At 72.1% G+C, this 23,786-nt stretch carries 20 protein-coding genes; 7 read left to right on the top strand and 13 right to left on the bottom strand.

What is annotated here, in order from left to right; translation table 11 throughout:
* Positions 1–63 precede the first annotated feature (63 nt).
* Positions 64–1,182 (bottom strand): ROK family transcriptional regulator, encoded by a 1,119-nt coding sequence (locus LQF12_RS02885; protein WP_231054500.1) that lies wholly within the window; start codon positions 1,180–1,182, stop codon positions 64–66.
* 251 nt (positions 1,183–1,433) lie between these two features.
* Between LQF12_RS02885 and LQF12_RS02890 the strand changes: the two genes are divergently transcribed.
* Positions 1,434–1,838: a RidA family protein gene (locus tag LQF12_RS02890; RefSeq protein WP_231055493.1), complete on the top strand. Its 405-nt coding sequence runs from the start codon at positions 1,434–1,436 to the stop codon at positions 1,836–1,838.
* A gap of 17 nt (positions 1,839–1,855) precedes the next feature.
* Here LQF12_RS02890 and LQF12_RS02895 read toward each other — a convergent pair whose 3' ends face one another.
* From LQF12_RS02895 to LQF12_RS02910, 4 genes are read right to left on the bottom strand one after another with little or no spacing between them, the layout of a single operon-like run.
* Entirely contained in the window at positions 1,856–2,983 is a 1,128-nt protein-coding gene (locus LQF12_RS02895) for an aminotransferase class V-fold PLP-dependent enzyme (RefSeq protein WP_231054501.1), read from the bottom strand.
* Positions 2,980–3,888 carry an acetylxylan esterase gene (locus tag LQF12_RS02900; RefSeq protein ID WP_231054502.1) on the bottom strand — a complete coding sequence of 303 codons (909 nt, stop codon included), beginning with the start codon at positions 3,886–3,888 and terminating at the stop codon, positions 2,980–2,982. Before LQF12_RS02900 ends, LQF12_RS02895 begins: the two co-directional genes overlap by 4 nt.
* On the bottom strand, positions 3,885–4,880 hold the full coding sequence (locus LQF12_RS02905) for an acetylxylan esterase (RefSeq protein ID WP_231054503.1): 996 nt from the start codon (positions 4,878–4,880) through the stop codon (positions 3,885–3,887). Before LQF12_RS02905 ends, LQF12_RS02900 begins: the two co-directional genes overlap by 4 nt.
* On the bottom strand, positions 4,880–6,691 hold the full coding sequence (locus LQF12_RS02910) for a family 20 glycosylhydrolase (protein WP_231054504.1): 1,812 nt from the start codon (positions 6,689–6,691) through the stop codon (positions 4,880–4,882). The genes LQF12_RS02905 and LQF12_RS02910 overlap by 1 nt, the downstream gene beginning before the upstream one ends.
* A gap of 420 nt (positions 6,692–7,111) precedes the next feature.
* Between LQF12_RS02910 and LQF12_RS02915 the strand changes: the two genes are divergently transcribed.
* The 3 genes from LQF12_RS02915 to LQF12_RS02925 all read left to right on the top strand — a co-directional run bounded on the left by LQF12_RS02915 (position 7,112) and on the right by LQF12_RS02925 (position 10,369).
* Positions 7,112–8,386 carry an extracellular solute-binding protein gene (locus LQF12_RS02915; protein ID WP_231054505.1) on the top strand — a complete coding sequence of 425 codons (1,275 nt, stop codon included), beginning with the start codon at positions 7,112–7,114 and terminating at the stop codon, positions 8,384–8,386.
* Between the two features lie 103 nt (positions 8,387–8,489).
* Entirely contained in the window at positions 8,490–9,455 is a 966-nt protein-coding gene (locus LQF12_RS02920) for a carbohydrate ABC transporter permease (RefSeq protein WP_231054506.1), read from the top strand.
* A gap of 5 nt (positions 9,456–9,460) precedes the next feature.
* Positions 9,461–10,369, top strand: a complete 909-nt coding sequence (locus LQF12_RS02925; RefSeq protein WP_231054507.1) for a carbohydrate ABC transporter permease — start codon at positions 9,461–9,463, stop codon at positions 10,367–10,369.
* 160 nt (positions 10,370–10,529) lie between these two features.
* Here the strand turns inward: LQF12_RS02925 and LQF12_RS02930 are convergent, their stop codons facing one another.
* The 3 genes from LQF12_RS02930 to LQF12_RS02940 form a co-directional block, all read right to left on the bottom strand.
* Positions 10,530–11,102: an NYN domain-containing protein gene (locus LQF12_RS02930; protein WP_231054508.1), complete on the bottom strand. Its 573-nt coding sequence runs from the start codon at positions 11,100–11,102 to the stop codon at positions 10,530–10,532.
* A gap of 84 nt (positions 11,103–11,186) precedes the next feature.
* Entirely contained in the window at positions 11,187–11,924 is a 738-nt protein-coding gene (locus tag LQF12_RS02935) for a PspA/IM30 family protein (RefSeq protein WP_231054509.1), read from the bottom strand.
* 83 nt (positions 11,925–12,007) lie between these two features.
* Entirely contained in the window at positions 12,008–14,098 is a 2,091-nt protein-coding gene (locus LQF12_RS02940; RefSeq protein WP_231054510.1) for a TPM domain-containing protein, read from the bottom strand.
* 161 nt (positions 14,099–14,259) lie between these two features.
* Here LQF12_RS02940 and LQF12_RS02945 point away from each other — a divergent pair, with 161 nt between their 5' ends.
* Positions 14,260–15,009: a type 1 glutamine amidotransferase gene (locus LQF12_RS02945; RefSeq protein WP_231054511.1), complete on the top strand. Its 750-nt coding sequence runs from the start codon at positions 14,260–14,262 to the stop codon at positions 15,007–15,009.
* Here LQF12_RS02945 and LQF12_RS02950 read toward each other — a convergent pair.
* The 5 genes from LQF12_RS02950 to LQF12_RS02970 are packed head-to-tail and all read right to left on the bottom strand — an operon-like array spanning position 14,992 to position 21,340.
* Positions 14,992–16,173 carry a dienelactone hydrolase family protein gene (locus LQF12_RS02950; protein ID WP_231054512.1) on the bottom strand — a complete coding sequence of 394 codons (1,182 nt, stop codon included), beginning with the start codon at positions 16,171–16,173 and terminating at the stop codon, positions 14,992–14,994. The genes LQF12_RS02945 and LQF12_RS02950 overlap by 18 nt on opposite strands.
* Positions 16,174–16,222: 49 nt before the next feature.
* The gene (locus LQF12_RS02955; RefSeq protein ID WP_231054513.1) at positions 16,223–17,818 is read right to left on the bottom strand and encodes an N-acyl-D-amino-acid deacylase family protein; all 1,596 of its coding nucleotides are present in this window, start codon (positions 17,816–17,818) and stop codon (positions 16,223–16,225) included.
* Positions 17,818–19,035, bottom strand: coding sequence for an alanine racemase (locus tag LQF12_RS02960; protein WP_231054514.1), 1,218 nt, complete (start codon positions 19,033–19,035; stop codon positions 17,818–17,820). The genes LQF12_RS02955 and LQF12_RS02960 overlap by 1 nt, the downstream gene beginning before the upstream one ends.
* Positions 19,032–20,282, bottom strand: a complete 1,251-nt coding sequence (locus LQF12_RS02965; protein WP_231054515.1) for a glycoside hydrolase 5 family protein — start codon at positions 20,280–20,282, stop codon at positions 19,032–19,034. Before LQF12_RS02965 ends, LQF12_RS02960 begins: the two co-directional genes overlap by 4 nt.
* 32 nt (positions 20,283–20,314) lie before the next feature.
* A complete protein-coding gene (locus tag LQF12_RS02970; protein ID WP_231054516.1) occupies positions 20,315–21,340 on the bottom strand; it encodes a LacI family DNA-binding transcriptional regulator in 1,026 nt (341 codons plus the stop codon).
* Between the two features lie 192 nt (positions 21,341–21,532).
* Between LQF12_RS02970 and LQF12_RS02975 the strand changes: the two genes are divergently transcribed.
* Positions 21,533–22,819 (top strand): ABC transporter substrate-binding protein, encoded by a 1,287-nt coding sequence (locus LQF12_RS02975; protein WP_231054517.1) that lies wholly within the window; start codon positions 21,533–21,535, stop codon positions 22,817–22,819.
* Positions 22,820–22,851: 32 nt separating this feature from the next.
* Positions 22,852–23,772, top strand: a complete 921-nt coding sequence (locus LQF12_RS02980) for a carbohydrate ABC transporter permease (RefSeq protein ID WP_231054518.1) — start codon at positions 22,852–22,854, stop codon at positions 23,770–23,772.
* Positions 23,773–23,786 lie beyond the last annotated feature (14 nt).

Here is a 23,786-nt window from a genome sequence, read left to right on the forward strand (position 1 = left end):
CGCGCCTTCGCTGGACATTTCCTGGGAGGAGTCTGGGAAGTGGCCCGAGCCGGTGTCGGCGGCTCACAGACCGGCTCGGTCGGCCAGGACCTGACCGGCCGCGCCCAGCAGCACGGCCTCCGCCCCGAGGCCGCTGGTCCGGGCCGTGAGGTGGTGCACATCGGAGGCGATCCGTGACTCCACCTCCGCGGCCATCGAGGCCGTCGTCACGTCCGTGACCACCCGCGGATCCCCGGCCAGGACCACCTCGGCGACGTCGAGCATGCCCACCACGACCGCCAGCACCACACCCAACCGGCGCCCGACCTCCTGCTGGGCGTCGAACACCTCCCGTAGCGTGCCGCCGGCGAACGCCGGGGCGGCCGCCTCCTGCACCAGTTGCTCGATCGTGCGGCCCCGGACGGGCCCACCGCCGGTGAGCGCCGGGTCCTCCAACCGCACGTGCCCGAATTCGCCGGCGGAGAAAGCGCTACCGCGGACGAGCTCGCCGCCCAGCACCAGGCCGGCACCCAGGCCGCGGCCCACCCGGACCACCAGCACATCACCCGAGGCGCCCGCGCAGGAGATCTCGGCGAGCGCGCCGGCGTCGCCGTCGTTGAGCACGGTGACCGGAAGGCCGGTCTCGGCCCGGAGCACGTCCCCGAGGCGGACGGCTCGCCACCCCAGGTTGGTGGAGCGTTGCACCGCGCCGTCCTCGTCGACGATCCCGGGCACGCCGACGCCGATGCCCAGCAGCGGCACCTGGGCTCGTCCGACCAGACCTTGGACCAGGTCGACCGCGGCCACGAGGGTGTCCGGGCCTGCGTCGGCCACCGGCACCTCCATCCGGTCCAGGAGCGTGCCGTCCAGGTCGGCGAGGGCACCGTGGAAGACCTCCTGGCGGCTGAGGTCGCAGGTGAGGACGTTGCGCGCACCCGAGACGATGCGCAGCAGGCGTGCGGGTTTGCCCGGCCCGTCGCTGGTGCGCACGCCGGTCTCCTCCACCAGGCCCTCGTCGATGAGGGCGGCGACGAGCTCGGAGACGGTGATGCGCGACAGCTGCGTGCTGCGGGCGAGGTCGGAGCGGCTGGTCTCGGGTGAGCGGCGCAGATGGCGCAGCACCAGGGCGCGGTTGTGGTGCCGGGCATCGCGCGGGAGGAGCTTGCCCTCGCGCAGCGGGCCCCCGGAACGATGGGCGCTCATCGCGGGACTCCGGGAGGCAGGGGACGCTGGCGGTGGTTCATGTCACCAAGGATGCCGCCCCGCGCCTGTTCCTGTACACGAATTCCGGCCCGCGGCTGCGTGGAGATGTTGTTGCGTGTTTCTGCGGCCGGTCGCCGTGACGATCGACGTGACGGCGCTCGTGTTAATGTCGCACCAGGTCGCTTCTTGTGACTGTCATCGCCGCCGGAAGGGAAAGTTTCCGGTGCGCCACTTCGTAGAATGGAGCAATGATGAGTGTGAAGCAGCAAGTATCCACCGATGCCGCCCCGGCCCCGCTGTCGGTCTTCTCCCAGGGTGTGCGTCGCGGCCCGTTCCTGCAGGTTTCCGGGCAGGGGCCGGTGGATCCGGCCTCGGGCGAGTACCTGTTCGCCGGGGATGTGAAGGCGCAGACCAAGCGCACGCTCGCGAATATCCTGGCCATTCTGGAGGCGGGCGAGGCGACCTTGGCGGATGTGATGATGTTCCGTGTCTATCTGACCAAGCGAGAGGATTTCGCTCCTTTCAACGAGGCCTATGCCGAATTCCTCCAGGAAAATGGCGCAGGTGATGTCCTTCCGTCGCGGACGACGGTTTTCACGGGCCTTCCCCGGGAAGAGATGCTGGTGGAGATCGACGCCTTCGCCGTCTGCGACTGAGTCGTTCGCCTCACCTCTCACCGCAGGCTCTGCAACGCGCGGAGCACGCCCCCGGTCACTGCCTCCCCCTCGCCGGGGAGCAGTGGCTGGGGGTTGAGCGCGATCGTGTCCGATGCCGTGACCAGCACGACGACGCGCGGGTCCTGGTCCCAGAGCAGGGACGTCAGTTCCTCGGCACGTGGCCCGGGCAGGGTGAGCATCGCCCGCGGGTGCGGCTGCCCGGCCTCGCTGGGATAGCCCTGCCACGCGTGCACCGCGGCGACAGCGGGGCCCGTGGCGCCCGTGAGTTCCTCGATCCACGTCCGCACCTGGTCCTCATAGGACTGCAGCAGGGCGGGCTCGTCGGCGGCGAGCGAGGCCTCGACGGCATGCACGATCCCGGCGAGCTCCTCCTTGCCGACCTTGTAACCGCGGCCGATGCCGTGGTGGGGGGAGGCGTGCACGCCGACCCCGGCGACGAGGTCACCGCGTCCGAGCACCAGCCCACTGGTCTGCGGCCCGCGCAGCCCCTTGCCGCCGGAGAAGACGACGAGATCGGCGCCGGCCTCGACCGTGTAGTGCCACAGCGAGGAGACCGGCGGGATCTGGGCGGCCGCGTCGACGAGCACCGGGACCTGCCGCTCGTGGGCGAGGGCCACAATCTCGGGAAGGGTGATCCCGGGGGCCGGGTACTGGGTGCCCGCGAACCACAGCACGCAGGCGGTGCGCGGCCCCAGCACCGCTGCCAGTGCCTGTGGATCGGCCTCGCACTCGACGATGCGGACGCCCAGCTGACGGGCCGAGAGATCGTAGGCGTTGCGCTGCGGCGTGAGCATCACCACCTCGTCCGGCAGGTGGGCAGGGATGGCGGGGAAGGACTCGAGGACGTCCTCGTGCCCGACCGTCACACACGAGGCCACCGCGAGGCTCAGCCCGGCCGCCGCCCCGGCGGTGACCGCGGCGGCCTCGTTGCCGGTGAGGGCTGCCAGGTGCTCACCCGCGCGCCGGTAGGCCTGCGGCAGGTCGATGTACCGGCTGCCCGCATCGGCCATGGCGGCCAGGGTCTCGGGGCGCATCACCGACCCACCGAGCTTGGTGAGGGTGGCGGCCGCATTGACGATGCGCCCGCTGTGTCCGCGGCCCGGCATCGGCTCCGGCGCGCTCAACGCTCTCCCGGCAGTGCGAGCGCGGCCTCCAGGAAACGGCTCCTGGCGTCCACGCCGAGTCGCGCGGCGAGCCAGGCGTCCCGGGCGTCGTCGTCGAGGCGGTCCTGATGGCTCACGCGCAGGCGGTCGCCCGCGCCGAGTGCCTCCAGCAGACCTGAGCCCGCGGCGAGGTCGCCGTCGTCGAGACAGACGAGCGTCGGTGCGCTCACCGACGGCGCGTGCGCCTCCGGTTCGAACAGCGTCAGCGTGCGCCGGACCGCCTCGGCGGCCTCGGGGCGGTGACGCCGCAGGTCGTTGATCTCCTGCAGCGGATAGCTCCCGGTGGAGCGGGCGCGCTCCCAGGCCCGGGTCAGGTGCAGCCGGTCGACCCGGACCGCCGCCACCTGCGGCCCCCGGGCGGCGACGAGCACGGCGATGTCGTCACCGACCAGGCCCACCCGGTCGCGGTCGACGGCGGGGTGGGAGCAGAGCACCTCGAGGCCGCGGAGCCCGTCGGCGACGATGCCCCGGCCCAGGTACTCGGCGGGGTCCTCGGCCCCGGCGAGCAGTGCGCCGGGGTAGGGCGCCCGGTAGGAGGCGTCGGCGAGCCGCTGCCCGCGGTGCATCACCGTGAGCACGACGTAGCGCTCGCGTTCGTTGCTGTGCGGGGTGTGGTTCACCGACCCGTGCCGCGGCAGCTCCAGCAGGCCGGGGTGGGGGCCGGGCGCCGTCGGGACACTGAGGAAACCGGCGATGCGGTGGTGACCGGAGCCCCGGTGCCCCACGCTGCTCATCGTGATCTCCCAGAACTCGAAGTCCGGGGTGCTGCGCACGGGATCGCGGCGGGAGTGCATCGACACCGGGACGGCGGACAGCTCGGCGTCCAGGTCGGCCCAGTAGTCGCTCCAGGATGCGTTGACGATCATGCGTTGCTCCCGGCCAGGTCGGCCTCCACCCGTGCGCCGGCCGGCCGCAGGTGGGAGGCGAGGAAACGATCGATGTGCTCCGACATCCAGGGCAGGCCCGCGTCGTGCCCGCACCCGGGCCAGGCGAGCAGCTCGGTCGGTGCCCCGGTCAGGGCCTCGACGAGGGCGTAGCCGGTCTCGGGCGGGCAGACGTCGTCACCGAGACCGATGTAGACCTGCGTGGGGCAGCGCACCGAGCCCGCGAGGTTGAGGCAGTCCAGGTATCCGGCGGCCTCGGTCACGGCCTCGAGCAGACCCGGGTCCTGCTGCAGCAGCTCGCGGACCTCCTGGTAGGGGTAGGTGCGGGTGAGCCGGACCGAGTCCATCACCCCGCACATGAACGGGGCGCCGGCGCTGACGGCGGCCACCGATCCCGCCCGCAGTGCTCCCACGAGCACGCCCAGGCCCCCGCCCTGGCTGGAGCCGTGCACGCCGACGCGATCGTCGTCGACCTCCGGCATCGCCCGCAGCACGTCGAAGGCGCGCACGACGTCGAGGTAGAACGAGCGGTAGGTGGAGGTCCACGGGTCGAGCAGGCCATCGACGAGCAGCCCCGGGTAACCCGGGTTGACCTGGTCGCGTGAGCGCACCTTGCCGCGCGGGGCCACCGAGCACACCGCATAGCCGGCCGCGGCGAACGCGGTCGGCACGATCGGGTCGGAGATGTAGCCCGGGATGACCAACAGGCCGGGCAGGGATCCGGGCGCGTGCTCACCGGCGGGTCGGGCGTACCACCCGGCCACCCGCACGTCGCCGGCGCTGTCGAAGCGCAGATCGAACACGTCCACCTCGGGCGTGCTCATATCGGGCCGGTGGGTCGAGACCGCGGCGGGGTCGGTGCGGTCAAGGTAGCGCAGGGAGGAGGCCCAGTACTCGTCGAAGTCCGCAGGCCGGTGCGCCCGGATGGCCAGCCGGCCGGGGTCGGCGGCGGCCGCGTCCTCCACGGGTCGCATCACAGACCTGCCGCCGCGGTCGCGAGCCGTGCGCGGAGGGCGTCGAAACGCCCGACCGAGTCGTCCAGGCCGCCCGGCCGGGAGCGGGCCAGCCACAGCGGGCGGAAGTCCTCGCGCAGGGCGTCCAGGCGGTGCAGGAGCACGACGGCGGCCTCCGGGCTCAGCGTCTCCAGTCCGCCGTGCCCGAGGCGCAGCACGTCGAGACCGAAACGCGACCACGCGATCAGGTGCGCCAGCTCGGCCAGGACGAGGTCGCCGTCCTGGGAGGCGGGGGCTGCGCCGTCGAGAAGGTCGAGTGCTTCGGTGAGCACGCGCTCGGCCGCCTCGATGCCGGCCGCACCCGGCCAGCTGTGCGCCGGGATGTTCCCGGCCCGGTGCAGCACCGTGAAGGCCTGGCTGGCGTTGAGCAGCGGCGCGTCCAGGGCGGCGGTCGCGCGGCCGGCGTGGACCAGCGCCCGGCCGGTACGGCCGGTCGGGTCGAGGGTGACGAACCGGTTCGCGAGCTCGTCGAGATCGTGCGCGTCGTTGGCGTCCACGCCCCAGGCGATCGCGCCCGAGAGCAGCAGCGGGACGAAGGCCGTCACGTAGCCGTCGTGCATCCCGTGGTCGCCCCATTGGGTGGTGAGGTACCCGGTGGACTTCACCTCCAGCCCGAGCCGGGCGACGTCGACGAGGTTCTCGACGGCGTTCTCGAGCCGCCCGGTGAAGGACTGCCAGGTGCTGGTGCCCGGTGCGACCCAGAACGGCACGCCCGCCTCGATCAGGTGGGTGGCGCGGCCCCGTGCGCCTTCGCGGGTGGTGTCGACGTCGAAGGCGATGTCCTGCCAGTGCTGGCGCAGCGTGGCGTCGGCCCCGTCGATGACGGCCGCCGCGAGGGACGGGGCGTCGTACTGCCACACGATCGGCACCGCGCCCTCGGGCACGCGGCCCATCAGCTCGGGGTGCTCGGCGAAGATGTCGGCCCAGAAGCCGACGGTGTAGCCCTGCTCGGTGAGGGGCTTGAGGAGGCGCTCGACGTAGTCGAAGTAGACATCGCCCCGGCCGCGGCGGGCCACCTCGCCGGCGGAGGCGCCCAGGCCCAGCTCGAACGGTTCGTCGGCGCCGATGTTGATCGTCGTGCTCCGCACGCAGGAGGCGACCTCGGTGATCAGCGAGAGGGCGAGCTCAGCGGCCTGCTCGGTCGGCTCCATGGTGGCGGCCACCCGGTGGTCGTCACCCCACTGGAAGCCGTCGGGGCACTCGGCGAGGTGGCGGTACTCCTCGTGCTTGAGCCAGCGCTCCATGTGACCCAGGCAGTTCAGCGCCGGGACGAGGTCGATCCCGCGGGCGGCGCACTCGTCGTCGAGCCAGCGCAGGTCCTCGGGGGTGAAGGGCGAGGCGGCCTCCCAGACCTTGCTGTGCTCGCGCCACGCGAAGGTGTGCTCGATGTAGAGCTCGAGGTGGTTCAATCGCGCCTTCGCGGCCAGGTCGAGGTAGCGCAGCAGCGATCGGCGGTTGGGGACGCGGTCGCGGCTGCAGTCGAGCATGAAGCCGCGGACCGGGAAGTCGGGATGGTCCTCGATGAGCAGCGCGCTGGACTCGAAATCGGCGTGGGCCCGGGCCTGGTCGAGCGTGTCCAGCCCGTAGCGCAGTCCGGCGTCGTCGCTGTGGGCGAGCTCGACGCCGTCGGGGCCGGTACGCAACCGGTACCCCTGGGCCGGCACGGCCGGGTCGAGCACCACGCGCGGCGCCTGCCCGGTCGGGGCTCCCGGGCCCGGGGCGACGTCGGCTCGGCGAGGGCGGGGGAATAGGGAGTGCTGCAGCGAGGACACGCGAAAGGCTCCAAGGTTGGATCGGATGAGGCAGTCGAGGCTCATTAAGCACAGGTGCCTGACAAAACGTAGACAGATGGGCATGACGTTGTCCAGGGCCGCGGGCGGTGGTGCCGCGGATCGGACCTGAGTTCGCATAACAGTCCTGTTACGGCGCCATACTCGAGGGCCGAGCGCATGTGTCGACCATGTATCGTCGTATTTCGGCGACGTGAAATGTCGGGGCAGAGCGGCCCGACGGATCGAAGAGGACGAGATTGCGATGTATAACTTACAAATACATCGATCGTCGCCGCCGGTAGACCGCGACGCGAGCCGGCCGCTCGAGAGTGGCGGTGGCGTGACCGAACACAGGTCCGCCGACCGGTACCCGGCACCGAGAAGCACGTGAGCACGCCCGCAGGGGCGGAAGGAGACATCATGAGAAGTCAACGTCGAGCGGCGCTGGTCGCTGCCACGATGGCGGGGGCGCTCGCCCTCACCGCCTGTTCCTCCGGCGGCGGGTCCTCCGACGCCGAGGAGAGCGCCGACCTGACCGTATGGTTCATGCGCAACGATGTGCCCGAGGTCGCTCAGGAGTGGCTGGTGGACACGTGGGCCGAGCAGAACGACGGCGCCGAGCTGACCATCGAGATCCAGGACTGGGACGGCATCGTCACCCGCCTGCAGACCACCCTCGCCAGCCCGGACCAGACCCCCGACCTGGTCGAGTTCGGTAACTCGCAGGTGATCACCTTCAGTGCCGCCGGTGCCCTCAGCGACATCTCGGACATGCAGGAGGAGATCGGCGGCGACGAGCTCGTCCCCAGCCTCGTGGAGGCCGGGACCTTCGACGGCTCGCTGTACGCGGCCCCGATGTTCGCCGGATCCCGGGTGATCTACTACCGCGAGTCCCTCTTCGAGGAGGCCGGCATCCCGCTGCCCACCTCGATCGAGGAGCTCACCGACGCGGCGATCGCGCTGCAGGCAGCCAACCCGGAGGGCACCGACGACTTCGAGGGCATGTACCTGCCGGCCCGCGACTTCGGCTCGGCCATGGGTTGGGTCTTCACCTACGGGGCGAACTTCGCCGAGCAGGACGGCGAGGAGTGGGTCGGCACCCTCTCCGAGCCCGAGGGCATCGCGGCGCTGGAGAACCTGCAGCGCCTCTACACGGAGGGCACCGCCACGGCGGCCTCCGCCAGCGTCGACGAGTCGCGCCAGCCCTACATCGCCTACAACGAGGGGCGCGCCGGGATGTTCTCCGGCCTGCACCTGATGTACGACGAGATCGCGCCCGAGCTGCAGGAGGACACCGGCGTGATGGCACTGCCCGGTGAGGAGCCCGGCTCGGTCGGTCACGTGTTCGCCGGCGGCTCCAACCTCGGCATCCCCGCCGCCTCGGAGAACCAGGAGTACGCCCGTGACCTGCTGCGCCTGACGATGAGCGAGGAGTTCCAGACCTACTTCGCCTCCGACGGTGGCTGGGTCCCCGGCAACAGCACCTACGCGGAGCCGCTGGCCGAGACCGAGGTCGGCGAGGCAGAGATCACCGCCGTGGAGAACGCCGTCATGACCCCGAACGCCGAGAACTGGGGCGTCGTCGAGGGCAACGACGTCATCCGGGACATGATGGTCCAGCTCGCGCAGGGGGAGGACCCGCAGACCCTCGCGGCCGACACCGACGCGACGGTGGCTCAGCTGCTCAACGACTGACCCTCGGACCGGGACCGGGCAGCACGCCCGGTCCCGGTCCTTGTGGCTGGTCCTGATGCCGGCGCCCCGCGCGAAGCGGGGGCCGGGGACGAGGAGGACAACCATGGCCGGTACCGAGGTCTCGGCGGCCGCTCCGGTGAGCGCTGCGCCGCCCGTGCGCCGCCGCTCCGGGCGCACACGCCTACAGGCGTTCTACCCGCTGCTGATCGGGCTGCCGGCGATCGCCATCGTCCTGGTCGCACAGGGCTACCCGCTGGTGCGCCAGTTCGTGATGTCCTTCCAGGAGTTCGGGCTCGCCCAGCAGTTCGGCCAGGATGCGCCGTGGGTCTGGTTCGACAACTACACCCGGGTGCTCAGCGACGCCGACTTCTGGGCGGTCTTCGCCCGCTCGATCGTCTTCTGCGCCGTCGTGGCCGGTCTGACCATGGTCATCGGGGTGCTCACCGCCTGGTTGCTCACCGGCGTGCGGACCTGGGCGCGGGTGGCCGTGCAGAGTGCGATGCTGCTGGCCTGGGCCACGCCGCACCTGTCCTCGCTGACGGTCTGGCAGTGGCTGTTCAACCCGAGCTCCGGCGTGGTCAACGCCGTCCTGGTCGGTCTGGGACTGGAAGGCTTCGACAACCACGCCTGGTTGCTGGACCCGCTCTCGTTCTTCGTCATCGCCGGCGCCGTCATCGCCTGGGGGAGCGTGCCGCTGGTCCTCTTCCTCACCTATGCCGCGATGACCCAGGTCGACACCAGCCTGTACGAGGCCGCCCAGCTGGACGGTGCCGGCCCGCTGCAGCGCTTCCGGCACATCACCATCCCCGGCATCGCCACGGTGCTGATGCTCGTGGCCACCCTGCAGATCATCTGGGACCTGCGGGTCTTCACCCAGATCTCCGTGCTGCAGACCGCAGGCGGCATCTCGAGCGAGACCAACGTGCTGGGCACCTACGTCTACCAGATCGGCCTCGGCCAGGGAGAGTACGGGCAGGGGGCCGCCGTGGCCACCATCATGCTGCTGCTCACCCTGCTGCTGACCGGCCTCTACGTCCGCCAGCTAGTCCGCCAGGGAGATGACGCGTGATGACCATGGCAACCTCTTCCACGACCGCGCCCTCGAGCGGAACGGCAGCGGGCCCGGCCGGGCCGCGCCGGCGCCGTCAGCCCACCTCGCGCCTCCTGGGCCGTGGGGCACGCAATATCGGAGCGCTACTGCTGGCGCTGCTGTGGGTCTTCCCCATCTACTGGATGGTGAACTCGAGCCTGCAGCCGGACGAGGTCCTGTACGGATCCGAGCCGCAGTTCTGGCCCTCGCCGTTCACCGGGGACAACTACACGCGCATCATCGGCGACTCCTCCTTCTGGGCGGCGATGCGGATGAGTGTGATCGCCACCGCTCTGGCCGTGGCCATGGCGCTGGTCTCGGCCGTCCTGGCGGCCGCCGCGATCAGCCGTTTCAAGTTCCGCGGCAAGGGTCCGGTGGTACTGACCATCCTGGTGATCCAGATGATCCCGGCCGAGGCGCTGTTCATCTCCCAGTTCCGGATGCTCGACGGCTGGGGACTGATCAACAGCGTGCTCGGGTTGAGCGTGCTTTACGCCGGCGCCTCGGTGCCGATCACCATCTGGATGCTCAAGGGCTTCGTGGACGGCATCCCGTACGAGCTCGAGGAGGCCGGCCAGATCGACGGCTGCTCGAAGCTGGGGGCGTTCCTGCGGATCACCCTGCCGTTGCTGGCACCGGGGATCGTCGCCTCCGGGGTGTTCGCGCTGCTGAGCGCCTGGAACGAGTACGTGCTGGCGCTGGTGGTGCTGCAGCGGGAGTCCGCCGCGACGCTGCCGCTGTGGCTGGCCCGCTACAACACCTCCTTCGAGGCCACCGACTGGGGTGGCCTGATGGCGGCCTCCGCGCTGGTGGCGATCCCGGTGATCATCGTGTTCCTGTTCGTGCAGAACAAGATGGCCAACGGCCTGACCGCCGGAGCCGTCAAGGGCTGATCGGCGCGGTCGGCCCAGCACGCTCGAGGGGTCCGAAACTCAGGGTCAACCCGCCGAAAGGGCCGAAAGTTCGGCCCCTGGGGGGGCTCGGACCCTGAGTTTCGGACCCCTCAGCGGTGTGAGCCCGAGATCGGTGAGCCCGGGGCCGGCCGGTCGCTGCCTAGAGGTAGCGCGCCGGGTCGAACGAGGCCAGCGGGATGATCCGCACCCGCGGCAGCGGCACGGTGAAGGCGTGGATGTCGTCCTCCAGGTCCACCACCTCCAGGCCGCGATCGGCCAGCTCGGCGAACTGGAGGTTGACGAACTCGCGGAAGGCGATCAGGCCGACGCGGCGCTCGCCGTCGAGCAGATCCTCCACCTGGGGCAGGAAATCGCCGTCATGGCTGGCCAGCAGCACGTCGCCCGGGCGGGTGCGCAGCTCGGCGAGGGTGCGCTGGATACCGATGTCGACGACCTTCTCGCCCGGCTCGCCGGAGAGCGGGATCGGGTGGTAGCCCATGGCCAGCAGCGCCTGCACGAAGCTCATCGGCATCTGGCCGCTGGTGGCGTTGAGGAAGAACAGCGCGGTGACCGGGTTGCCCCAGCGTGCCCGGGCGTGCTCGGTGATTCGATCCCATCGGGGCCGCTCCTCCGAGGCGGGGCGGCGGCCCAGCACGCTCATCCCGAGCGTGGCGTCGATGTTCTCACCGTCCACGAGCAGGTAGGTGCGGGGGCCCTCCGGGATCTGCGACATGGACCCACAGTAGTGCGCGCCGAGCGCTGAGCCGTGCGGCGTGGCGTGCGTCGATGCCGCACCGCTCAGCGCTCGGCCGGGGCGTCAGTGCCCGATCTGCCCGGCGGCCCCGCCGGACTTCAGAGCCGCGAGCCGCGCCTCGACCTCGAGGGTGTCGCCGCTGGTCTCCAGCTCGTCGAACTGAGCGTCCAGCGAGCTGGACGCGATCTCGGCCTTGCCGGCCACGAGTGCTTCCTGACGGCGGATCTGCTCCTCGTAGCGGGAGAGCTCGCTGGTGGGGTCCAGGACGTTGATGGAGGAGACGGCGTCCTGCACCTTGGCCTGCGCCTCGGCCGACTTGGCCCGGGCCGCGAGCTGGTCGCGCTTGACCTTCAGCTGGCCGAGCTTGTCCTTCATGATGGCGAGGCCGTTCTTGAGCTTCTCGACCACCTCGTTCTGGGAGGCGAGGATCGGCTCGGCCTGCTTGACCTCGCGCTCGAAGTCCAGCTGCCTGCCCAGGGCCACCTTGGCGAGGTTGTCGTAGCGGTCGGCGCCGGCGCTGTCCCCGGCCTGGCGCATCTCGTCCGCCTTGCGGGAGGCGGCCAGGGCCTTGTTGCCCCACTCACGTGTGGCGGCGACGTCGTCGTTGTAGTCCTGCTCGGCCAGGCGCAGATTGCCGATCGTCTGCGCCACTGCCTGCTCGGCCTCGGCGATGTTGTTGGTGTAGTCCCGCACGAGCTGGTCCAGCATCTTCTGCGGGTCCTCGGCGCGGTCGATCAGGGAGTTGATGTTCGCCTTCGTCAGCTGGGCGATCCGGCCGAGGATGGTCTGCTTCTCCGTCATGAGCGGTCCTTTCGAACGTGGGTCTGGTGGGTCGAACGTGCGGCAGCCCGAGATCGTCTCGCTCGGACTTTGTCTGTCTGCGATCAGAAGCGGCCGCCACCTCCTCGTCCGCGGCTACCGCCGCCTCCGAACCCGCCTCCGAAGCCCCCGCCGCCCCCGCGGGACCGGCTCCCGCCGAACCCGCCGCTGAAGCCGCCCCCGAACCCGCCGAAGCCGCCCCGATGGTCGTTGTCGAAGACCTCACCGAGGATGCCGCCCAGGATCAGCGAGCCGACGTCGATCCCTCCACCGCGGTGGCCGTAGCCGCTGCGTCCGGAGGTGGACCCGCCGAACCCGCCGTAGCCGTCGTCGTGGCCGGCCTCCCATCGGCGCACATCGGCATGGGCGAGGTCGCGCGCCTGGGAGGCGGCCTGCCACGCCCGGTTGAGCCGGTCGATGGTGCGGGCCGGGTCGGAGTCCCGGTCGGCGCGGGCCTGCCCGAGCATGTCGGTGGCCTCGGCCAGGCGCGTGCGTGCCTGAGCACCGACGGCGCCCCGGTGGGTCTCGATGTAGGAGTTCACCGAGCGCACGAGGTCCTCCGCGCGCTGCATCCCGGTCGGGATCTTCGCCGCTGCCCGCTGGCGGTGCTCGACCTCCTGGCGGTGGGGTGCCAGCGCCTCGTCGAGGGCGTCCTCGGCGGCGGTGATCTCCGCCAGGGCCGCGATCGGGTCCCCGGTCTCGCGGGCGAGCTGCGCCTGCTCGATCGCGGCGTTCGCCCGGGGGAGGATCCCCTGCACGCGGGAGTCGCCCCGCGCGAGCCGCTCGGCGTCGACCAGGTCAGCCCGGATGGAGGCCAGCGCCGGCTCCAGCCGGGATCGGGCCTCGGCCAGCTGCAGGCTGCCCTGGTGCACCGACTCCACCAGGGCGACCGCCTGGCCGAGTGCGTCCTCGGCCGTGCGGACGTAGGCGACGGCGGCGTTGCGCTCCTCCGCGGCGAGCCGTTCGCGGCCTGCGCGCACCGCCTCCTCGGCGGCGGTGAGCAGGTGACGTGCCTGCTCGGGCGCCTTGGCCACCGACTCCAGCGCCGTGGCCGGGTAGGTGGCGCGCAGCTGGTTCAGGGCGTGCTCGGCGGGCGGGATCGTGTCGGCGATCTCCTGCGCCCGCTGCTCGATCTCGTCCAGGGCCTGCGGAGCCCTGGCCTGCATGTCCCGCAGCTCGGCGAAGCCCTCGGCCTGCTCGTCGAGGGTGCGGTCGGCCTCCTCGCACAGCGTGAGGATGCGGATCAGGTCACTGCGGCGCTGGGCCTCGCTCGTGGCGGCACTGCGCTCGAGCCGGTTCTGGACCGCGAACGCCTCACCGAGCTGCTTCTTCGAGCTCTCCACCGCGCCGCGGAACCGCTGGATCGCCTGCAGCCCGAACTGGGCCTCGGCGAAGGCGAGCTCCTGCTCGGAGCTGCGGACGGCGTCGTCCAGGGCCACCAGAGCCGAGCCGGCGCGCTGCTCCAGCTCGGCCACGGGCACCCCGGCCAGCTCGGCCTCGGGTGAACCCGGCGGCGGGGGAGGGGTGGCCGGTCCCGCCGGCCTCCCGCCCGGGCCACCGCCGGCAGCCACGGCCTGCCTGCGGCGGCGCGAACGCAGCCAGGACCGGATCACCACCACGACGAGGATGATCACCAGCCCGGCGCCGAGCAGCCACCAGATCGCGCTCGCGCCCCCACCCCCGGCGGCCTCGCTGCGCAGCCCGTCGGCGAGCGCGACGGCGGCCCCGGTCCAGTCGTCGGCGGCGAGGTAGTCCTCGGCGTCGGCCTCGACCCGGTCGGTCTGGCTCTCGGAGAGCGGGAACGCGTCGTCATAGGAGGTGGCGTACGCACGGTCCTCGACCGCGACGGCCAGCAGCGCGTCGTTGACGCCCAGGTCCGAAGCGATCGCGGTCTCGGTGGCCCAGTCCTGCCGGCTCATGCCGTCGAAGGAGTCGACGTAGACCACGAACAGGTCCAGGTCGGTCTCCTCGGCCAGCCGCTCGGTGGCGGCCTCGATCTCGGCCGCACCCCCGCTCAGCACCTCCTCGGAGGTGAGGTCCTCCACGTGACCTGCCACACGCAGCGGTTCCTCCGCCAGACTCGGCCCCGCCGTCACGGTCGTCAGCATGAAGGTGGTGGCGGCGAGCGCCAGCAGGCGCGAGATGGTGCGGTTCACCCCCCGATCTTCGCCGTTCACCGGTCCCCGCGCAACGACCTGCCCCGGGTAGGCCTACCCGCCACCGTCCCCCTCGCGCTCCGCCCGACGGCGGCCGGCTCCGTGACCGCGCTCACGCGCCGTTTTGGGGCTCACCAGGTCGCGAGGCTATCTTGCCTGCCGTGACCCAGACCCCTTCCCCCACACGGCCTGCCCCCGTCGTCACGGTGATTCAGCACCAGGACGAGGTGCCCCTGGGCCTGCTCGCCGGGACGCTGACCGATCTCGAGGTGCGCCTGGTGCGCCCCGACGCCGGCGACCCGCTGCCCGAGGTGGGTGACCTCGAGGCGCTGATCGTGCTGGGAGGCACGATGGCAGCCGTCGACGACGCCGACCACCCGTGGCTGCCCGCGGTGCGCGGTCTGCTCGCCGAGGCGGTCCAGCGGGACGTGCCGACGCTGGCCATCTGCCTCGGCGCGCAGATGCTCGCCGTCGCCGCCGGCGGTCAGCTCACCGTCTCGGCGCCCACCGGCCCCGAGCGCGGCGTGGTCGAGGTGCGGATGCGCCCTGACGCCTGGTCCGACCCGGTCCTGGGCGCCGTCACCGAGACGCTCGGGCGGGACGTGCCGGTGCCGGCGATGCACAGCGACGCCGTCACCGTGCTGCCCAGGAGCGCCACCTGGCTGGCCTCCTCGATGCAGTACCCCTACCAGGCCTTCCGCCTGCGCAGCGCCCTCGGCCTGCAGTTCCATCCGGAGGCGGACGAGGCGACCATGCGCCGGTGGGCGCTGGCCGAAGGGCTCGATCCCAACGAGGTCGCCGCCGGATACGCCCGTCACACCGAGCACCTGACGAGGCTGGCCACGCAGATCGGCGCGGCCTTCTCCGCGCAGGTCCACCAGCGCGCGGCGGTCTCAGCGCTCGTCGGCTGAGGCGCCCATCGTCTCGTCGAGGAACTGCCACACCCGGGCCTGCAGGTCGGGCCCCAGCTCGTGCGGGGCATCGACGAACTCCCCGCGGTAGCACTCCGGCGCCCCGGCCTGGGCGTAGCGGGCCGCGATGCGGGCGTGGGCGGCGCGCATGCCGGCGAGCGGGAACAGCGCGTCGCGCTCGCCGTAGCCGACCAGCAACGGCCGGGGTGCGGCGGCCGCCGCGATGTCCGGCCAGTCCGCGACCCGGCCGATGCCGGGGTTCATCATCATCCAGGTGTGGCCGTGCACGAAGCCGTCCAGCACCTCCTCGAACCCGGCCATCATGCACAGCACGGCCGCCGCCCGCACCTGATCGCTGAGCGCCGTCAGCAGTGCCGTGCGTGCACCCCCGCCGGACAGGCCCACGACGGCGACCCCGCCGTCGTGCACGTCCGCTCGCCGGGCGAGCAGGTCCACCGCCATCAGGTCCTCGCGGGCCACCATCCCGCCCCAGGAGGTGCCGAGGACGCCCAGCAGCTTGGCCATCGCGTCCTCGTGCGGGCCGGCGAACGCGTCGTAGGTGTCCGATTCGTCGAGCTCGCGGCCCTGCCGCTGCGCTTCCCGGTCCGCGCGGGCGAGCTGGAGCCCGGCCACGGCGCGGGTGCGCGCCGGCATCGATGAGACCGGGATCCGGCGGCTGCCCCAGCCGAAGGCGTCGTGGGCCAGCACGGTGTACCCGCGGCGTGCCAGATCGTCGGCGATCGCCCGGCCCCCGTACAGCTCCTCCCGGATCCGGCGCACGGCTTCCGGCGTCGGGTCGGGGCCATCGGCGACCTTCTCCCGGCCGTAGTACTTGGCGCCGCCGTGGCAGTGCAGCACCGCCACCCCGGGCAGTGGCCCGGATTCACCGGCGGGGCGCAGCAGCCGGCCCCGTGCCGGGGCGCCCACGCCGGTCTCCCACTCCAGCTCCACCCCGGTGACGCCGTCGCGGGTCCAGGTGGCGAGCTCGCGGGCGGCCGGGGTCTGCTCGTGTGCCCAGAGCCCGAGGCTCGCGGTCAGTCGCTGCCGGATCTGGGCGCCGGTCGGAGCATCGGAGCCGAACAACGGGCCGCGCGAACGCGCGAGGTCGAGCAGCCCGGGCACGCCGGTGAGATCGGCGGGCGTGCGCGCCTCGTGGTCGGTCATCGGTGGCCTCTCGTCGTCCGCGGCAGCCTACGTGAGCCAGCGGGTGCTCTCAGCGCAGCCGCAGCGCGTGTCCTGCGCGTGCGTCCAGCACGGCGCCGTCGTGCCAGGCCGGCCGGCCCTCCAGCCAGACCCGGCGGACGCCATGGGTCAGCCCCCGGGGATCGTCGTAGGTGGCGGTGTCGCGGATCGCCTCGGGATCGAGCAGCACCAGGTCGGCCACCGCCCCGGGCCGGATCGTGCCGCGGTCGTCCAGACCGACCACCCGGGCCGGAGTGGCGCTCAGGTGCCGGACCGCCTCGGCCAGGGAGAGTACGCCGAGCTCGCGCACGTACCGGCCCAGGTAGCGCCCGAAGGTGCCCCGGGCGCGCGGGTGCGGCTTCTCGCCGACGAGGATGCCGTCCGAGCCGCCGCAGTGCCACGGATGGCGCATGATCGCACGCACATTCTCCTCGTGGCCCACGTGCATGAGGATCGTGGTGGCGAGGTCGTCGGCGCTCATCAGGTCCAGCGCCACCTCGGCCGGCGGGCGGCCCTCGTGCCTGGCCAGCTCGCTGACCCGGCGGCCCACCCGGTCGCGCAGAGACTCCTGCCCGGTGCCGGAGATCTCGATCGCCGACCAGTCCACCGGCACGCCGTGGGCACCGTCGGAGCCGGTCTCGTCGAGCTCGGTGAGGATCCGCCGGCGAGTGCGTGGCTCGGCGATGCGGTGCAGGGTGGCGTCCGGCCCACCCTCGCTCACCCAGCCGGGCAGGAGCGCGCTCAGCGTGGTGGCGCCGGCGAGATAGGGGTAGGTGTCCATCGAGACCTCCACGCCGTCCGCACGGGCCTCGTCGACGAGTCGGAGCAGGTCGGCGCCCCGGCCGGCGTTCAGCGGGAAATTCATGGTGGCGTGGGTCAGATGCATGCGCACGCCGGTGCGCCGGCCCAGCTCGATCATCTCCGCGAAGGCCTCGAGCGCCCCGGCACCGTAGCTGCGGGTGTGCGGGCTGATGTAACCGCCGGCCTCGGCGACCACCTCGCACAGCGCGGTCAGCTCCTCGGTCCGGGCGTACATCCCGGGCGCGTAGGTCAGGCCCATGGACAGGCCGGCGGAGCCGGCGGCCAGGCTCTCGCGCAGCAGCCCGGTCATCCGGTCCAGCTCGCTGTCCTGCGGGGCGCGCCGGTCGTTGCCCATCGCCAGCAGCCGGAGGTTGCCGTGCGGGGTGAGCACCGCGGCGTGGGTGGGCGCGCCGGCGTCGAGGACGTCCAGGAAGTCGGCCATCGAGCGCCAGTCGAGCGGGTGGTCGCCGTTCCAGCCGGCGATCTGACGGCGCAGCTGGGCCGCCGAGGCATCGTCCATCGGGGCATAGCCCAACCCGTCCTGGCCGATCACCTGCGTGGTGACGCCCTCGGCCAGCTTGGCCTCGGCGTGCGCGCCGGAGACCAGCGCCAGGTCGCTGTGAGCGTGCATGTCGATGAAGCCCGGCGCGAGCACCAGCCCGCCGGCCTCGACCACCTCACCGCCGGTGGTGGTTGCCGCTGCGGCGGCCGGCGGCTCGACCGCGGTGATCCGCCCCTCGTGCACCTGCACGGTGGCGTGCCGGGGCTCCTCGCCGCTGCCGTCGACGACGAGCGCCCCGGTGATCGTCAATGCTGCGGGTGCCATCAGAACCACGTCTCCACGGCGCCGACCACGAGCGGATCCTCGCTGCCGGCTTCTTCGATGAGCGGCAGCAGCCGCCACTTGTCCAGGATGGTGCACGGGTGGCTCATACCCAGCCGGACCACCTCACCGATCGCCGGGCCCGCCCCGGGCGGGGTCCGGACCAGGGTGTGCTGGTCGTTCAGTGCGCTCACCTCCAGGTCCGGCAGCGGGGCGCCGTCGCGCCCCCGCAGATCGGGAAGGACGAGGTCGTAGGCGAAGTCGCGCTTGCCGCCGTCCAGGACCACCAGCCCCGGCTCGGCGGCCGAGACCACCCGTGCCCACCCGAGCGCGGCCGGCCGCAACGGATCGGTGTCGGCAGCGAGCGGGGACAGGTGCCCGTAGTGGCCGTGGTCGTGGATCTGTGCCGCACCGGGGCGCAGGACCACGGTGCTCGCCGTTCCCGACGTGCCCGACGCACCTGCGAGCGCAGCGCCGACGACGTCGAAGTACAGGCTGCCCGAAGCGGTCAGGATCGGGTTGTCGGTCTCGAAGCGCTCGAGCAGCTGCTCGTGCAGCCCGGCCAACCGGGCGCACCAGGTGCGGACCTCCGCCAGCGAGGCGGCGCCGCGGTCGTGGGCGAGCGCTCCTTCGTAGCCGCCGCTGCCCACCAGCCGCAGGTGCCCGGCGGCCAGGACGGCCTCGGCGACCGTGAGTGCCTCGGGCACGCTCCGGACCCCGGTGCGGCCCTCCGTTCCGCCCAGGTCGACGATCACCTCCAGCGACCCACCGGCGGCCGCCGCCGCGCGCTCGGCGGCCTCGACCCCGGCGAGGCTGTCGCACCACAGCACCACGCGGCCCGCGTGCGCGGCGCTCGCGAGCCAGCCGAGCAGGTGGGGGTCGAGTACCTCGTTGGCGATCATCACCCGGGGCACGTGGTGGGTCAGCGCCACCTGCGCCTGCCATCCGGTGGCCACGGTGATGCCCCAGGCGCCGGCGTCGAGCAGCATCTGCCACAGCGCCGGTGCCATCGTCGTCTTGCCGTGGGGGGCGAGCTGCACGCCGCTCTCCTGCGCCCAGCGGGCCATCCGGTCGGTGTTGTGGCGCAGCGCGTCGGCGCTGAGGGTCACCAGTGGGGTGGACAGGTCCGAGACGCGCAGCCCCAGCGAGGCGAGGTCGTCGAGCTCGAGGCCCCACGTGCGGGAAGGGAAGGACTTGTGCTGCGGGCCGAGAGTGGTCATCTCTCGATGATCTCAGCCTCACCGGGTGCCGGGTCCCCGCTCGCGCGGCGGGTGGCCACGCCGAGCCGCTCGCCGCGCTCGGCGGCTGCGTGCCAGGCCTCGAAGACAGCGCCGCCCGGGCCGAGCCCGCCGCGGTCCAGCGGGACGTCGTCGGCGTCCACCTCGACCACCACGGCGTGAGTGCGCCGCGCCGGCGTGGCCGGCTCGGCCCGGGCCGCGGCAACGGCGTCGGCGAACGCGCGCCCCACCGGGGTGACCGCGTTGCCGGTGTCGAGCAGCCCGAGGCTGTACTCGAGGTCCTTGTAGTCGCCGAGCGTGCGCGAGACGTCGTGCGAGCACCACCAGGTGATGCCGTACAGGTGCTCGGTGGTCAGGGCCTCGGCGACCGTGCGCGTGCAGAACTGCGGCATCTCCGCCGGCGTCAGGTTGAGCGAGGGTGCGCCCACCTCCTGCAGCCAGATCGGTCGATCAGGGTTGGTGGCGAACGCGCGGGAGAGCTCGATCATCCACTCCGCGTGCCGCACCGACTGGCCCGACAGGCCCCCGTATCGCGCTGCCGTGCCGTTGAAGATCCATGAGTGCACCGTGGTCACGTCACCCAGGCGGGAGGCGTGCGTGGGCACGAAGGGGTGGCCGTCGCGATACCAGAGGTGGTCGTTCTCGCTGTGGGTGATGAGGTGGCCGGGCTCCGGGTCGCGCGGCGCCTCCAGCAGCGAGGTGAGCCAGTGCGTCACCTGGGAGGTGTCAGCGGGCATGGCGGCCGGGTTGGGCGGCTGGAACTGGTTGAGCTCGTTGCCGAGAGTCAGACCGATCAGGTTCGGGGCGTCCCGCACACAGTCGTAGACGGCAGCGACCAGGTCCGCCTGGGCCTGCACCGCGGCGGGGTCGGTGAACATGTTCCCCTCGTGCCAGTTCACCAGCCACGCAGGGACGAAGTCGAAGCCGGACATGTGTCCCTGGATCACGTCCACGCTGATGTCCAGGCCGAGCTCGGCCGCGAGGTCGGCCACCAGCCGGATGTCATCGAGCGCGCGGGCGCGGATCAGGGTCCGGTTGGGCTGCAGCACCGGCCACAGCGGGAACACCCGCACATGGTCCAGGCCCAGGCCGGCGAGGGCCTCGAAGTCGCGGCGCACGGCGTCGGGCTCGATGGCCATCCACTGGAACATCCAGTCGTGGGAGGGGACCCAGTTCGCCCCGAAGCGCGGGGTCGGGGCGGTCGGCGAGGCGTCGGGCAGAGCGGGCACAGTTCTCCTAGCAGGATCGGCAGTGGGGTGGGTCAGGAGGGGGCGGGGCCGGTGGACTCGCGCACCACGAGGCTGCGTCCGGGCACCATCACCGAGTCCACGGACTCGCCGCGGGCGAGCCGGGCGAGCAGGTCGACGGCGATGCGGGCACTGGCCTCCACCGGCGCCTCGAGCGCGGTGAGGCGGGGGCGGACCAACTGACTGACCCAGGAGTCCTCCCAGGCGATCACCGAGACGTCCTCGGGCACCTGCACACCGACCTCGGGTGCGTGGGAGACGATCGACGCCGCGATCGACTCGCTGTCGACGATCAGCGCGGTGGCCCGGCCTCGCTCGCGCAGGACCTGCTGAACCGGGTCCTCGGCATCGGCGGGCCAGCGCAGCACCGAGGCCGTCATCGCATGCCGGGCGGCAGCAGCGACGAACCGCTGCGAGCGTTCCCGGACGTGCGCCAGGCGTGCTGCGCTGTCCACCCGGGCGACATCCCGGTGCCCGAGCGCGGCGAGATGCCCGAGCACGTCCACCAGCGCCGCCTCGTCGGCGAGCGTGACCGCGGGGGCGGTCGCGCCGGGGATCGGGGATCCGAGGAGCACCGCCGGCGCACCCAGGCTCTGCAGCAGCGGGGGCCGGGCGTCGTCGGTGCGCAGGTCCACCAGGAGGAAGCCGTCGACCCGCTGCTCGTTCCACCACTGCCGATAGATCTCGGTCTCGTCCGGGGGGTCGACCACCGTGAGCGAGAGCGACCAGCCGATCTCCGCGAGCGGTGCGGTGAGCCCGGCGAGCAGGCGGACGAAGAACGGGTCGCGCCGGAAGGACGTGCCGTCCTGGCTGATGACCAGTCCGAGGCTGCGCCCGGCGGCCCCGGAGACGCGCCGGCTGGCGACGTTCGGGCGCCAGTTGAGCTCATCGGCTGCGGCCCGGATCCGGACGGCGGTCTCGGCCGAGACGTTCGGGCGCGCGTTGAACGCGTGCGAGACCGCGGACGGTGAGACCCCGGCCAGGCGGGCGACGTCGGCGATGGTCGGTCGCTTCCTGGGCGCGGTGGGCTGGGACGGCATCGGTCTCTCGGTCGGGTCGGCGGGCTGGTCCGGTGTCACAACCTACGGCCTTGACGTGCGCTTGTAAAGCGGTATACGTTCCCTGCTTGTAAAGCGGTACACGTGAGCCTTCGCCTCGCTTCTGGCATGTCCGGGAGAGCGGTCGACGCCACTGAACCCGCCTGTCTGCCCTCGATCTCGCTGGAGAGTCCCATGTCTTCCACGCTCAGCCGTCGCGCGCTCCTGGGAGCCGGGCTCGGCGGTGGCGTGCTCGCGCCGATGCTCGGCGGGTGCGCCTCCCTCATGCCCGCCGCCAGCGGAGACGAGACCCTCGTGGTGCACGCACAGTTCGCCGGCGCCGTGGCCGGTGCGGACGTCTATCGCCGGGTGGTGCAGCGGTACCGGGAGGAGTTCGGCGCGCAGATCGCCACCCTGAGCAATGGTTCCGACCTGCCGATTGTGTTCGAGACCTCGGTGCTGGCCGGCAAGGAGGCCGACATCGCGATCGTCAACATGGTCGGCAAGACCCTCGCCTGGACCGAGGCCGGGGCGACCGTGCCGGTCAACCCCTACCTCGAGGAGTGGGGCCTGGCGGACCGGATCACCGACGGCGCGGTCGAGGAGTGGACCGACGAGCAGGGGCGGGTGCGCGCCTTCCCCTACACCCGCACGAACTGGCCGGTCGCCTTCAACCACCGCATCCTCGAGGAGGTCGGGCTCGAGGTGCCCACCACCACCGAGGAGCTGTACGAGGCGGCCGACCGGTTGCGCTCGGCGGGCTACGGCCCGGTGGCGATCGGCGGCAGCGACTGGACCGGGCAGAAGCTGTTCATGCAGATCCTGCAGTCGTTCCTCACCCCCGAGCAGGCGCGCGAGGTGTTCGCAAGCGGCCGGCTGGGAGACAGCCCGGGGGCCGCCGCCGGCGTCGAGCACTTCGTCGAGCTGCGCGAGGCCGGGGTGTTCGTGGACAACGCCCAGGGCTTCAACTCCGACTCGATGCTCACCCAGTACACGGCCGGGGAGTCGGCGATCATGTCGTCGATGTCCTCGGCGCTGGCACTGGTGCCCGACGACCGCGCGGCGGAGACCACCATCGGTGGCTGGCCGGTGCCCGCCAGCGCCGTGCTCGACCAGCCCAGCGTGATCCAGAGCTTCAACGGGATGGGCCTGTGGATCAGCGAGAACGGCTCGCGCAAGCTGGACCTGGTCCGCCCGTTCATCGAGTACCTCTTCAGCGAGCCGGTGATCGGCGAGTTCATCCTCGAGTCCGGCCGGGACATGAACGCCATCACCGAGACGCGCAGCGAGGACTACCCGCTGGTGGCCCAGGCCCAGGACGTCATGGCCAGCGGGACCGTCGACCCGGTGATCCTGCCCGACCTGCTCATCCCGGACACGGCCTTCGAACCGCTCACCGCGGCGACTGCCCAGGCCTACGGCCCCGGAGTCGGTGCCGACCAGATCATCGAGCTCGTCGAGACGGCCTACCGCAACGTCTGACGGCGCCCCCACCGAACGAAGGAGTCGGCCCCATGGCCACCGTCCTGCAGCCGCGCGCCACGCGCCCCGCGGCACCCGCCTCACTGAGCCGCACGCCGGTGAAGGAACGCTTCCCGGGCATGGCCCTGCCGGGCCTGGTCTGGTACGCGCTGTTCACGATCGGGCCGGTGATCGCCATGTTCGTGGTGGCGCTGCTGCGCTGGCCCGGCATGCTCATCACGCCGACGTTCGCCGGCGCGGGCAACTTCAGCACGGTGTTCAACGACCCGGTGTTCTGGGATGCGGTGCGCAACAGTGCCGTCCAGCTCGGCGTGGGGCTGCCGGTGATGATCGTGCTGGCCTTCCTGCTCGCCTACTACGTGGTGCAGCGCCCGCGTGGGCACCGCACGTTGCGGTACCTGCTGTTCATCCCCGCGCTCATCTCGGCACCGGCGGCCGCCCTGGTGTTCTACTCGCTGCTCAACCCCGATGGTCTGCTCAACGGGGTACTCGGGATGGTCGGGCTCCCGGACGAGCGGGCCTGGCTTGCCGACCCCGCCACCGCACTGCCCTCGCTGATCGCCCTGGACCTGTGGGCCGGCATCGGCTACTCGGCCGTGCTGCTCGCGGCGCGCCTGGACTCCGTGGACGAAGCCGTCGTGCAGGCCGCGCACCTGGACGGCGCCGGCTCCCTGCGCGTGGCCTGGGGGATCTACTGGCCGATCGCCCGTGACTTCGTGGGCGTGGTCGCGATGCTGCAGTTCCTGTCGATCCTGTTCAACTCCGCGCAGAACGTGCTGCTGCTCACCCGGGGCGGGCCCGGCACCGAGACCACGACGTTGTCCTACCTCATCTACCAGAAGGCGTTCCTCGAGGCCGACCTCGGGTACAGCCAGGCCGTGGGTGTGGTGCTGTTCGTGCTCGGCCTGCTCGGGATGCTGACCATCCGCCGGTCCCTGCGGGCCACCCACTGATCGAGAGAGGGACG

The organism is Ruania suaedae (genome assembly GCF_021049265.1).
Lineage (GTDB): Bacteria > Actinomycetota > Actinomycetes > Actinomycetales > Beutenbergiaceae > Ruania > Ruania suaedae.